Source organism: Promicromonospora iranensis (assembly GCF_028994775.1).
In the GTDB taxonomy this organism is placed as follows: Bacteria; Actinomycetota; Actinomycetes; order Actinomycetales; family Cellulomonadaceae; genus Promicromonospora; species Promicromonospora iranensis_A.
In genome coordinates, this window is record NZ_JAJQMN010000001.1 from 314,336 (window position 1) to 326,916 (window position 12,581).

Annotated in this window: 10 protein-coding genes; 7 read left to right on the forward strand and 3 right to left on the reverse strand. The window is 71.4% G+C overall.

The genetic code is table 11. From position 1 onward, the window contains the following. Positions 1-20 precede the first annotated feature (20 nt). Both LUU90_RS01460 and LUU90_RS01465 read left to right on the forward strand, forming a co-directional pair. Positions 21-1,220: a sugar phosphate isomerase/epimerase family protein gene (locus LUU90_RS01460; protein WP_275001449.1), complete on the forward strand. Its 1,200-nt coding sequence runs from the start codon at positions 21-23 to the stop codon at positions 1,218-1,220. 138 nt (positions 1,221-1,358) lie between these two features. Beyond that, positions 1,359-4,103: a PKD domain-containing protein gene (locus LUU90_RS01465; RefSeq protein ID WP_275001450.1), complete on the forward strand. Its 2,745-nt coding sequence runs from the start codon at positions 1,359-1,361 to the stop codon at positions 4,101-4,103. Between the two features lie 79 nt (positions 4,104-4,182). Here the strand turns inward: LUU90_RS01465 and LUU90_RS01470 are convergent, their stop codons facing one another. Next, positions 4,183-5,064 (reverse strand): glycerophosphodiester phosphodiesterase, encoded by an 882-nt coding sequence (locus tag LUU90_RS01470; protein WP_275001451.1) that lies wholly within the window; start codon positions 5,062-5,064, stop codon positions 4,183-4,185. Between the two features lie 184 nt (positions 5,065-5,248). Here LUU90_RS01470 and LUU90_RS01475 point away from each other — a divergent pair, with 184 nt between their 5' ends. Both LUU90_RS01475 and LUU90_RS01480 read left to right on the forward strand, forming a co-directional pair. After that, positions 5,249-5,791 (forward strand): GNAT family N-acetyltransferase, encoded by a 543-nt coding sequence (locus tag LUU90_RS01475; RefSeq protein ID WP_275001452.1) that lies wholly within the window; start codon positions 5,249-5,251, stop codon positions 5,789-5,791. Positions 5,792-5,838: 47 nt separating this feature from the next. Beyond that, positions 5,839-6,402, forward strand: coding sequence for a hypothetical protein (locus tag LUU90_RS01480; RefSeq protein ID WP_275001453.1), 564 nt, complete (start codon positions 5,839-5,841; stop codon positions 6,400-6,402). A 27-nt stretch (positions 6,403-6,429) separates the two neighbouring features. Here LUU90_RS01480 and LUU90_RS01485 read toward each other — a convergent pair whose 3' ends face one another. Beyond that, the gene (locus LUU90_RS01485) at positions 6,430-8,400 is read right to left on the reverse strand and encodes an elongation factor G (RefSeq protein ID WP_275001454.1); all 1,971 of its coding nucleotides are present in this window, start codon (positions 8,398-8,400) and stop codon (positions 6,430-6,432) included. Positions 8,401-8,747: 347 nt separating this feature from the next. On the opposite strand from LUU90_RS01485, the gene LUU90_RS01490 reads away from it, so the two are divergent. Genes LUU90_RS01490 through LUU90_RS01500 form a run of 3 tightly spaced genes read left to right on the forward strand, consistent with a single transcriptional unit; the run spans position 8,748 to position 10,248 of the window. After that, entirely contained in the window at positions 8,748-9,029 is a 282-nt protein-coding gene (locus LUU90_RS01490; RefSeq protein ID WP_275001455.1) for a hypothetical protein, read from the forward strand. Next, positions 9,026-9,634, forward strand: coding sequence for a TetR/AcrR family transcriptional regulator (locus LUU90_RS01495; protein WP_275001456.1), 609 nt, complete (start codon positions 9,026-9,028; stop codon positions 9,632-9,634). Before LUU90_RS01490 ends, LUU90_RS01495 begins: the two co-directional genes overlap by 4 nt. A 50-nt stretch (positions 9,635-9,684) precedes the next feature. Further along, a complete protein-coding gene (locus LUU90_RS01500; RefSeq protein ID WP_275001457.1) occupies positions 9,685-10,248 on the forward strand; it encodes a hypothetical protein in 564 nt (187 codons plus the stop codon). Between the two features lie 73 nt (positions 10,249-10,321). Here LUU90_RS01500 and LUU90_RS01505 read toward each other — a convergent pair whose 3' ends face one another. Next, on the reverse strand, positions 10,322-12,418 hold the full coding sequence (locus LUU90_RS01505) for a SigE family RNA polymerase sigma factor (RefSeq protein ID WP_275001458.1): 2,097 nt from the start codon (positions 12,416-12,418) through the stop codon (positions 10,322-10,324). Positions 12,419-12,581 lie beyond the last annotated feature (163 nt).

A 12,581-nucleotide genomic window follows, 5' to 3' on the forward strand; every position in this document is an offset into this window, starting at 1 on the left:
TCGACGGAGAGGTTCATCCGATGGAACGCACCACCAGCACCTCGACCCACAGCCCGGCCCGCATCCTGAGGCCATGGCTCGCCGCAGCGGCGGCCGCCGCGCTGTCCCTGCCGCTCCTGGCCGTGCCCGCCGCGGCCGGGACGAGCGCGGCGGACGGGACCGGCACGCCTGCCGGAACCAGCACGTGCGCCTACGGCTACACCAGCCAGGCCACGGTCTGGTTCGGCGCCGACGCCGACTCCGGCGTCGCGAACCACGAGACCCGTGCCGGCTGCACCGTCATGGACGAGATCATGGCCGACGCGCCGTTCGCGACGCACGGCAGGTTCGTCCGGACCGTGGAGTCGGTGACCAGGGACCTCGTGCGCGAGCGGGTCCTGACCAGCGGCGAGCGCCGGGACATCGTCCACGCCGCCACCGTCTCCCGGGTGGGCCGGCCCCATCCCGTCACGGGCACCCGGTCGGTCGACCTGTCCACCATCGGCCTCGTGGGCTATACGGTCCGCGCGACCATGCCGACCGACGCGCCCGGGACGCTCGCGGCGCTCGCCGCCTGCGGCTTCCGGAACATCGAGCCCTCGGGCGGCGCCGGAAACTTCTACGGCTACTCCGCCGCCGAGCTGGCGCCGCTCACCGAGGAGGTGGGGATGGCGGTGCCCTCGCTGGGGGTGAGCCTGTCGAACCTCCGGAACGACCTCGACCTGGTGATCTCCGAGGCGCACGCGATCGGGGCGCGGTACGTGCGCATCTCGGGGTCGTCCGCGTGGACCCTCGCGGACTACTCGCGGACGGCGTCGCTGCTCAACGACGTGGGTGAGCAGCTCCGCGCCGAGGGCATCACCGTCGCCTACCACAACCACGGCTACGAGTTCGAGACCGTCGAGGACGGGGTCACGGGCTACGACGTCCTGGTCCGCGAGACCGACCCGGCGTTCGTCACCATGGAGCTCGACGTGTACTGGGCCGCCAGCGTGGGCGTCCCGGCCACCGACCTGTTCCAGCGGTACCCGGGCCGGTTCGAGCTGCTGCACCTCAAGGACCTGGCGGCGGACGGCTCCTTCGCCGACGTCGGCGAGGGCACCATCGACTTCGCCGAGATCTTCGCCGCCGCGCCGCTCGCCGGTGTCCGCTACGGCTTCACCGAGCACGACCAGCCGTCCCCGGACGGCGTGACCTCCGCGTGCACCAGCATCGGCAACCTCGCCGCGCTGCGCTACTGACCTTCCGGCCCGGCCTTCCGAACCGACCTTCCGGCCCGACCTTCCGAACCGACCTTCCGAGCCCGTCCGCCGCCCCGTCTCCTCCGGGGCGCGGACGCGGCTGCCCGAAACCATCCGACCCAGCACGAGGGAGTGTTGATGTCCGCACTGCACCGCCGGGCCCTGGGTGCGACGACCGCTCTGGTCGTCGCGCTCGGCGCCCTGGTCCCCGCCACCACCGCCGCCACGGCGCACGACGTCCCGTCCGGTTCCGACCATGCCGAGACCACCGAGTTCGACAAGGTCCCGCTCGTCACCGAAGGGCTCGCCGACCCGTTCGAGCTCGACGTGGCCGAGGACGGCCGCGTCGTCTACATCCAGCGCACCGGCCAGGTGGTCGTGCTGGAGCAGGACACGCTCCGCCAGACCACGGCCCTGGACCTCGACTACTCGCTCGACCTGCTCACGCAGTCCGACGGTCTCCTGGGCCTGACCCTGGACGACGACTTCACCGAGAACGGGTGGCTGTACCTGCTCTGGAGCGACCCCGACGTCGCGAGGATGAACCTGTCGCGGTTCACGATGGGGCCGGACAGCATCATCGACCCGGCGTCGGAGAAGCGCCTGCTCGACTTCACCATCTGGCGCGGCGAGGGCCGCGCCAACTCCCACATGGCCGGCTCGCTCGCGATGGGTCCCGACGGCGACCTCTACGTGGCCACCGGTGACAACGCCGATCCATTCGACCAGCAGGGCTACACGCCGATCGACGAGCGTCCCGGCCGCCGCGCCTGGGACGCGCAGGCGACGTCCGCCAACACGAACGACCTGCGCGGCAAGATCCTGCGGATCACCCCCGAGGACGACGGCACCTACTCCGTCCCGGAGGGCAACCTGTTCGCGCCCGGCACGGAGGGGACTCGTCCGGAGATCTTCGGGATGGGCTTCCGCAACCCGTTCCGGATCACGGTCGATCCGGGCACGGGTGCGGTGCTCGTCGGGGACTACGGGCCCGACGCCCGCGTGGCCGACCCGCTGCGCGGCCCCGAGGGCCAGGTCGAGTTCATCCGGATGACCGAGCCGGGCAACCACGGCTGGCCGTACTGCCACGCCGACAACCAGGCGTACATCGACTACGACTTCGCCACCAGGGCTTCCGGGGCGGCGTTCGACTGCGCGAACCCCGTCAACGACTCCCCCAACAACACCGGCCTGCGCGAGCTCCCGCCGTCGCAGGAGCCGCTCGTCTGGTACGGCTACGGCACGTCCGAGAAGTTCCCCGAGCTCGGTTCCGGCGGAGCCGCGCCGATGGGTGGCCCGGTCTACCGCTACGACCCGGAGCTGGACGTCAAGACGAAGTTCCCTTCAAGCTTCGACGGGCACTGGTTCGTCTCGGAGTACGCCCGCAACTTCTACAAGGTGCTCTCGCTGGACGAGGCCACCGGCGAGCTGCTCTCGATCGACCCGTTCCTCGAGGGCGAGACGTTCGTCGCGCCGTTCGAGGCGGAGTTCGGCCCCGACGGATCGCTCTACATCATCGACTTCGGCCTCGGCCGGGGCGCCGGCCGCGGTAGCACCAACACCGACGCCGGCATCTACCGCATCGACTACGCGGCCGACGGCCGGCGGCCCGTGTCACGGTTCACCGCCGACGTGGACTCCGGCCAGGGTCCGCTCACCGTCGCCTTCACCGGCGACACCAGCGAGAGCCCCGACGGGCTCGACATCACCTACGCCTGGGACTTCGAGAACGACGGCGTCGTCGACTCCACCGAGGCCAACCCCGTCCACACCTACACCGACCGCGGCCAGTTCAGCGCTCGGCTGACGGTCACGGACAGCGACGGGTTCACCGGCGTCTCGGTGCAGAAGATCACGGTCGGCAACACGCGGCCGGAGGTCTCCTTCGGGGCTCCGGTCCACGGCGGCTTCGCCGAGCTCGGCGACACCGTCGAGTACTCCGTCGACGTGGCCGACGCCGAGGACGGCTCGACCGAGGCGGGCACGATCGACTGCGAGCAGGTCACGGTGAACACCCAGCTGGGTCACGACACGCACGCGCACCCGTTGGACAACTACACCGGGTGCTCCGGGTCGGTCTTCCTCGACCCGGCGGACCACGGCGTCGGGCAGAACGTCTACCCCGTGCTCGGGGCGGGCTACGAGGACCTCGGCGCCGACGGCGTCCCGGCCCTCGCCGGCCAGGACATCATCCACCTGCAGGTCCGGGACAAGGAGGCCGAGTTCTACGCCGACAGCTCCGGCGTCACCGTGGCCGACGACGCCGACGCCCGGGGCGGCCGCCTCGTCGGCGACGTCGACCACGGCGACTGGATCGCTTTCGATCCGGTCGACCTCCGGGGCATCGACGGGCTGACGGTCGGTGCCGTCCGCGGCAAGGCCGACGCCACCGTCACGGTCCGTGCCGGCAGCCCGACCGGGCGCAAGCTCGGCCAGGTCAAGGTCAACGCCGCGACCGGCGTCGGACAGGTCGTCTCGCCCACCATCGACATCGAGGACGAGCAGGGTGCCACCACCCTGTACCTCACCGTCACGAGCAAGCGCGAGCCGGCCGGAGGTGCCGACCTCGGTCTCGACTGGCTCGTCTTCCACGGCCGCGGCGTCGCTGACGCCTCCGCCCCGGTCGTGACCGCCGAGGGCAGCCGTGCGGACGGCCCGGCGGGCGTCTCGGTCGATCTGTCGGGTTCCGCTCTCGCACCCGAGGGACGCGACATCGTCTCCTACCAGTGGGACCTCGGTGACGGGACGACGGCGGACGGGCAGGCCGTCACGCACGTCTACGAGAAGCCGGGCAGGTACACCGCACGACTGATCGCCACCGACAGCGAGGGCACCCGCGACTGGACGACGGTCGAGATCACGGTGGGCGGCGCCAGGGGCTGAGCCCCGGAGACGGCACGACAGGGAGGACAGGACAGGCCCGGACGACCTTCACGGTCGTCCGGGCCGTCGTCCGACCGAGTCAGCCCTCGGTGCGGCGCTCCGCGAGCACGTCCTCGAGGACGTCGGGGAAGTTGGTGATCACTCCGTCGACACCCCGGTCGAGAACCCTGTTCATGTCGCCTGCCGTGTTGACGGTGTACGTGTGCACCTCCATGCCGAGCTCGTGAACGGTCTCGACGTATGCGGCGTCGAACGTGGTGTAACCCGGGTTGATCTGGTCGGCCCACGTGGACAGGTCAGGAAGGAGCGCCTCGCCGGGGCGGCCCAGCAGACCGACGGGGACGGACGGCTGCACCTCGTGGTACCGCTCCATCGACGCCCAGTCGAAGCTCTGCACGACCAGCCGCTCCGCCCGGACCGCCGACCGGACGTAGCCGGGGTAGCTCGCGAACTCCTCGGCGACCTGCCGCTCGATCCCCGGGTAGAGCGCCGGCGACTTCAGCTCCATCAGGATGCCCGCGCGGCTCGGCCGGATCAGCTCGATCATCTGCGCCATCGTCGGCACCGGCTCACCCGCGAACTCCTCGGAGAACCAGGAGCCGGCGTCGAGCTGCTGGATCTCCTCGTACGTGAAGTCGCTGACGCGCCAGGGCGCCCGGTCGGGAAAGACCTGCTCGACGTCGGTGGTGCGGGACAACGTCGTGTCGTGCATGAGCACCAGGACGCCGTCCTTGGACCGCTGCACGTCCGACTCGACCAGGTCGGAGCCCATCTCGACGCCCAGGGCGAAGGCGGCCAGCGTGTTCTCCGGCGCGTGGCCCATGGCCCCGCGGTGAGCGGTGTTGACGACATCGACGTGCTCGGGCGGACCGACCGCCAGAGCCGGCGCGGCAGGTAGGACGGCGGAAGCACCGGCGACGGTGACGGCGAGCAGGGCGGACAGGCGTGGGGTCAAGCGCATGATCGATCTCCCGAGGGGCCGAACGGACAGGGCAGGAGGTGACGTTGCCGAGCCCACACGACCCAGGGATGGCCCGGGGGTGACTCAGCATGAAACCTGTCCGGAACATCTTGCCGGGTTCTGAGTACTCCACCAGGCCAAGAATTGTCTTGCTCCTCGGCCCGGTTCCCTCAAGAGTGTCGGGATGCTGATCAGACAAGAGCGCCCGTCCGACGCCCCGGCGGTCCGCGCCCTCACCGCAGCGGCCTTCGGCCGGGTCGAGCACTCCGCCCCGCCGGTCGAGCCCGACGGCGTACCCGGTGAGGCCACCCTGGTCGGATGGCTGCGCGACGACCCGGGGTGGGTACCGGAGCTGTCGCTGGTCGCCGAGTCCGGATCCGGCGCGGAGGTCGTCGGTCACGTGATCGCCACCCACGGACGGCTCGCGGACCGGCCGGCCCTGGGGCTCGGGCCGCTCAGCGTCGATCCCGCACACCAGGGCCACGGGATCGGGTCCGCCTTGATGCACACGATCCTGGGCGCGGCCGACGCGATGGGCGAACCGGTGGTGGTGCTGCTCGGTGACCCGGCGCTCTACTCCCGGTTCGGGTTCCGTCCAGCGGGCGGTCTCGGGATCGAGGCACCCGAGCCGGCATGGGGTGACTACTTCCAGGCGCGCACGCTGACCGCGTGGCGTGCGGAGTACGCCGGCCGGTTCCGCTACGCCGCCTCGTTCGACCGGCTCTGACGGTGCGCTAGGTTTCGGTGTCCTACCTGCCGCTTTGTCGATGGAGCATGATGCGCCGCCTGATCACCACGTCCCTGGTCCTGCTACTCGTGACCGGGTGCGCCAGCACCGCCGACGGTGCGTCAGAACCGGCCGGTCCGACGGCTCAGGCCACTGGGCCGGCCTCCGCGGCGCCTCAGACGTCCATGTCGGCCTCCGCGGCGCCGTCGGAGCCGGCGCGTCTCGGCGCCAAGGAAGCAGCCGTCCAGTACCTGGAGGCCGTTCGCCCGTACAACGAGGCGCTCGAGGAGCTGGAGACGGCGATCAACACGGGACAGCCCGTCGAGGTCCAGCGGGAGCAAGCGGCAGCGACCTTGACCGCGTTGAAGGTGGAGATCAAGGCGCTGCGCGGAGCGCGCTGGCCGGCCAAGGTCGAGCCGCACGCCCTGAGCCTGGCCGACGCGGGTCAGCGGGCGCTTCCGTCGTGGAAGGCGGCTACCGCCGCGACGACGGCCGAGGACATGGTGACCGCGGTGCTGGCCGCGCTGGAGCATGATGACCAGGCCGCCGCGGACGCGATCCGCCGGCTGCTGTCCCTCGACCAGTACGACGAGGGCGACTACTCCTCGTAGGACGAGCCCGGACGGGCCCGGACGGTCTCACGGTCGTCCGGCCCGTCGTCCGACCGCGAGCCGGTGGTGTGCGGGGGCGTAGTGGTCAAGGACCGTCTCCACGACTCCTTCGCCGTGGGCGGCGGCGTGGAGGCCGGTGCGGAGTGCACCGACCTCGGCCGCGGGCACGGTGCCGGTGATAGTGGCGAGGCCTCCGGTGACCTGGGGCGGACCGGGTACGGCGCCGTGCCGGCCGAGGAGACCGAGCACCGCCGAGAGCGTCTCGGCCGGGGCCTCGAGCTCGAAGCGGTCGGTCGGCTCGCACACCAGCGTGCCCGCACGCCGGATCGCCTCACGGACGACGAGCTCGGTGGTGCGCCTGACCTCGAGCGCACGCGGACCCGCCGGCGGGTAGTCGCTCTCGACGACGGTGACGCGCAGATCGGTCACCGGCCAACCGTGCGGGCCGACGGCGAGGGGTAGGGCCAGGTACTCGTGGACCGCGGTGCGGTAGCCCTCGGTGTTGCCGTAGACGTGCATCGGCAAGGTGATCTGGGGCGCGGCGACGACCAGCTCGACCCCGCTGCCGGGAGCGGCCGGCTCGACGGTGACGCCGAGGCTGTAGTGGTACTGGTGCCCGGGATCCCCCATGCGGAGCGTGGCGGAGGCCGTGCCGGCGACGCGTTCGACGCACACCACGGTCGTCTCCTGGAACTCGACCCGGATGCCGTAGTCGGCGGCGAGCGTGTCGGCCAGGACCTCTTGCTGCACCTCGCCGTAGAGCCGGATGCGCGCCGCGCCGTCGTCGGGGCGGACCGCGATGAGCGGGTCGATGTCGGCGAGGTCGGACAGGGCCCGGTGGAGGTCGGCCTGCTGCGCCGGATCGGCGGCGACCACCCGCGCCTCCAGGCCCGGCTCTGGCAGAGCCGAGGTGGCCGCGGCCTGCTCGGCGCCGATCCAGTCACCGATGCGGGCGGTGTCGAGCCCCCGCACGCGGGCGATCTGTCCTGCGCGCACGAGGTCGCTCGGCGCGGTACCCCCGGGAGCGAAGACCTCGATGCCGGTCACGGTCGCGGTCCGGTCGGCACCGAGGAGGATCCGGTCGCGAACGCGCAGGGTCCCTTCGCGCATCCGGATCGTGCAGACCCGCTGTCCTGCCACCGAGCGCTCGATCTTGAAGACCTGCGCGACGCCGGGGCCGTCGTCACCCACGGTGGTGGGGAGGATCTCGGTGACCGTCCCGATCAGCTGAGCGACGCCCTCCCCCGTTCGCGCCGAACCGAACAGCACCGGATGGACCGCCCCGGACCTCGTGAGCGCGGACAGCGATGCCCGCAGCCGCTGCTCCTCGACCTGTCGCGCAGGGTCGACCCACACCTCGAAGAGCGTGTCGTCGTGGTCGGCGAGCCGTGCGGTCATCTGCTCGGCCCAGGCTGGGTCGTCCCAGTCGCGGCGCTCTGCCGTCGCGTCGGGTGTCCCGGCACGATGCGCCCACGCGAGGGGTACGAGCGCAGGCGTCAGCCGCCCCGCGATCGCGGTGAGGACGCGTTCGGGGTCGGCACCCGCCCGGTCGATCTTGTTGATGAAGAAGACCGTCGGGACGCCGAGACGCCGCAGGGCACGGAACAGCACGATGGTCTGGGCCTGGACGCCCTCGACGGCTGAGACGACGAGGATCGCGGCGTCGAGGACCGCCAGCGAGCGGTCGACCTCGGCGATGAAATCGGGGTGCCCCGGGGTGTCGACCACGTTGACGGCGACCCCGTCCGCCGCGAACGTGGCGACGGCGGCGCGGATCGTGATCCCCCGCTGCCGCTCCTGCGACATCGTGTCGGTCTGGGTCGTGCCCTCGTCGACGCGGCCCAGGCGGTCGATCGCGCCGCCGCGCAGCAGAAGCGCCTCGGTCAGGCTGGTCTTGCCGGCGTCGACATGTGCGACGACCCCGAGGTTGAGGTACCGCCGCAGCGCTCCGGCAGCGGTATCAGGTCGTACATGGGCGGACTCGTGCGATCGGTTCATGGCTCCTCATGTGCTGGCTGGTCCTGGGCTGGCACATGAGTTGGCGCATGGTGGGTTCCTTCGCGTTCGGCGGATGACGCAACGTCCTGACCCGCTGATGCTCGGCCTTCGGGCCAGGGCCGGTCAACGGATTTGTCTGCTGCCGGCCCTCCGGGGAGCACGCGTCCCCTCGGGCCGCGACACGCGTGGTACCTTAATGACGACGTGTCGTCATGAAAGGGGTCTTCCGTGCGCCAGCTGGCCAGGGATGTGGAACCGGTCGGCGCGGTGCCGCTGTCCGCGGTGCGGTCGTTCGGGATCCGTGGAGTGCGGACGGTCCCCGACCGCTCCTATACCCGGCCAGATCAGTGAGCCAGAGAGACCAGGCCGAACGGTCCTCGACCGGTAGCGGCCGGCCCGGTCTGTTCGCAGAGGTTCAGGACGAGATCTCGCAGCTGGTGAGCCACGAGCTGAGTCGGCTGAGGCAACGAACGAGCCTGACCGCCACCGATCAGGCCGAGGTCGCCCTCGCCCTGCACCGCCTCACGGTCCGGCTGACCCTGACCACGCTTGCAGCACGGAGCCGCAGCCCGCACGCGCTACCGGACCGACCAGACATCCTCGACCAGGACAGGCAGGGAACAGCGTGAGCCCGAAACTGACCGGTGGAGCGACGCTGGCCGAGCACAAGGCCGCGACCTACGAGGCGATGATCGACGCTTTCGCCGACCTGCTCGACCAGGTCGGCTGGCAGGCAATGAAGCTGCAGGACGTCGCCAAGACCGTGGGGGTGGCCCGGACCGCGGTCTACAACTACTTTCCCGACAAGACCGCACTGCTGCTCGCCTGGTCCGAGCGGGAGATGGACCGCTTCATGACGCTGGCCGACCGAGAGCTGACGGACCGCGTCGACCCGGTGGATCGCCTGCAGATCCTGGTCAAGCTCGTGCTGACCGAGTTCTCCCTGCATCGCGGCGGGGGCGCGTCCGTGGCGGCGGTGCTGCCGCAGAAGGATCGCGCGACCTTCCTCGAACATGTCGCCCCGCTGGCCAAGCTCGTCACCGACCTCTTGAACGACGGCATGGAGCAGGGCGTCTTCGTCCGGTCCGATCCCGACGTCACCGGGCAGTTCATCATGGCCTGCCTGGAGACCCAGCGCCCCGCCCTGCAGACCGGCCGGAAGGTCCACGCGGCTGTCGCACAGACCCTGCCCTTCCTCCTGGGCGCCCTCGGAGCACCGAGAGACCTTGCCTGACCGCGCCCACCCCATCCACCACACCCGAGCCCGACCCCGGAGCCCTCTCGATGAGAACCCTCGCTGTCGTCCTGCTTGTCCTGCTGGCCATCGCCCTGGTGCGCTACGTAGCCCTCATCGGCCCTCGTCGGCTCGCGCGACGCACCAGCTCGATCGTGCCCCCGCCACCCCCGGTCCCGGGTTCCGGCCCGGACGCCGGCAGCCGCGTCGACTCGCCAGGCCAGTGCAGGTTCGGCCCGGTGGAGGCGGTCTACGTCTCCAGCACCCTGCACGGTGACTGGCTCGCGCGCGTCGGCGCCCACGGCCTGGGCGACCGGTCCAGCGCGAGGATCTCCGTGCATGACGACGGCGTCCTGATCACGCGCGACGGGACCCGGGACCTGTGGCTGCCCGCCACCGCGCTCCACGATGCCGCGCTCGCACCGGGCATGGCGGGCAAGTACGTCGGCGGGGACGGCCTCGTGGTCCTGACCTGGACCGTCCCGGCTGCCGCAGGCATCCCCGCCACCACCGTCGACACCGGACTGCGCACACGCCACGCAGCCGACCGCGGCAACCTCCTTGCCGCCGTCCGCGAGCTGCAGGCACTCCCTCAGAGCCCTCGCCCCAGCTAGCCGGCCGATGGCCGCCTCGTCGACGCGGCCGAGGCGGTCGATGGCGCCGCCGCGGAGCCGGCCGCCGTCCCAGTCACCAGGACGTCCGCGCGTACACCACGGTCTGGTTCAGGTCACCGAAGCTCCACGAGTTCTGACCCTGGAGACGTTCCAGCTCCGCGCCGTCGTGCTCGGTCCAGACGACCCGGTTCGCCGCGCCGGCAACGTCCAGCGACGCGGTCCCGTCCCCGTCCGGTGCGGGACCGAGCGTCGTCAGGGCAGGCACGGCGACACCGTCGCGCGGTTCGAGCCGCAGGAAGTAGATGCTCTCGCCGTCGGCCCAGAGGATGCCGTCGTCGAACGCGCTGACCGTCCACGCGGCATCGTCACGGACCACCGTCGCCTCGCGCGAACCCGTGTCGAGCGCCACGATCCACCGGCCCGACTCGAACAGCAGCGTCTCTCCCGACAGGTAGGCGTAGTGGTTCCACGCCGTGTCCTGGTCGAGCCGCACGAGCTCGTGCAGGCCGGAGGCTGCCGAGAGCAGTCCGATCGTGCTGGGCCCACCGGCAGGATTGCGGGACACGACGACACCGTCGTCGCTGTCGGAGACGGCGCAGACGTCGGTGACCACGTCGCGGTCGACGTCGGTGCCGGGTATGCCGAGGTCAACCAGGTCGATGCGCCCCTCGCACCGGTCGGGGTCGGCGACCGTCTCGTCCGTGACGTGCAGGATCGCGAGCGTCCGCCCTCCTGCCGCGATCTTCCAGACGTTCCGACCGGATCCCGGTGGGTAGCTCGTGACGGTACGGACCACGCCGTCCGGCCACTGCGCCTTGACCACCACCGGCTCGCTCTCGGAGAAACCTTCGATCCAGGCGACATGCGTGTCGGTGAGGACCGGGGTGGCCACCCCGGCAGGGCCGCGACGCGCGCTGCCGGAGCCGGACGAGCCGGTCGTGAGCTGCCAGTGCTCCCAGGTGGACTCTCCGGCCGGCCCGGTGGTCGCGGGGCGGGCCAGTGCGGTGACCGGCTCGGACCCCGGTCCGACGTCGGGGCGGGCCAGTGCGGCGATCAGCGTCCCGTCGCGACGGACCTTGAACGGGACGTTGGGGTCCGACCCGAGCCCTGCCCCGACAATGACGCCCGACGCACCGCCAAGGCTCACCCGGTGCTCGGTGACGTAGTCGACGCACTCGATCGCCGGCCGGGCGTCATCGGCGTCGAGCGCCTGGGCGATCGTGAAGTTCCCCGTCGGGACGTCTCCGGGAACTGGGATGGTCCTGGTCGCGGCCGGCGTCGGGAGACCGTTCCCGGCGCAGGTGGCGGCGGGGGCCGCCATCTCCGGGATGTCGAGGTCGCCCAGCCCGGCGGCGTCGTCCTGCCTGGCCACCGCGTCCTCGTCCCGGACCAGGCCGTCGTCCGGACTGGTGTCGACCGGCAGGCGGAAGGTCTCCACCAGCCAGCGGTGTGCCGGGCTGACGACGCTGTCCAGCACCGGTACACCGACCGGACCGTGCACGACCAGAGCGAGGAACGCGCACACCGCGACCGTCGCGCTGAGCGCACCGTTGCGACGGACCCGACGTGCTGCTGCCGCCTTGCTGCGCGTCAACGTCTCGCGGCCGTCGAAGACGGGCTCGTCCGCTGCGTGCGCGGTGTCCGGGGCGGCGGTCAGGAGCGAGCGAAGGCGCTCGAGGCCCCGGGAGCTGGCGGCCTTGACGGTGCCGACCGACCGACCGATCTCGCGGGCGACCTGCGCCTCCGGCAGATCGAGGACATGGCGCAGCACCACGACCCGGCGCTGCTGCGGCGAGAGACTTCCCAGCGCCCGGGCGAGCTCGTCCCGGAGCGCGACCTGCGCGGTGTGGTCCTCCGTGTGGCCGACCGGCAGCTGGTCGTCCCCGGGGACGTCCGTCAGCCGCGTCCGACGCCATGCATCGGTCCTGAGGTTGACCAGCACCTTGCGCGCATACGCCCGCGGTTCCCCGGCCCGCGCCCTGTCCCAGTGCCGATAGACACGCTCGAAGGTGCCCTGGACCAGGTCCTCGGCCGGAGCACGCTCGCCCACGAGGAAGAACGCCGTCCGAAACAGGTACGGGCCGTCCGACTCCACGAACGCGACGAACTCCTCGTCGCGCGACCGGCTGCCCACGCGGACCTCGACCCGCTCTCCCGAAAGTGTCTCCATGCCCCTACCCACGCGCCGGAACCGTCTCAGGTTGAGACCGTATCCGTACCGCGTTCCGACCAGGCCCGGGGCATTGACACAGCTGTGCAGGCCCGGGACACTTCGGAGCGAATGTTAGCGCTCACATTGACTCTCAAGGAGGAGAGACATGGACGCACGGAGA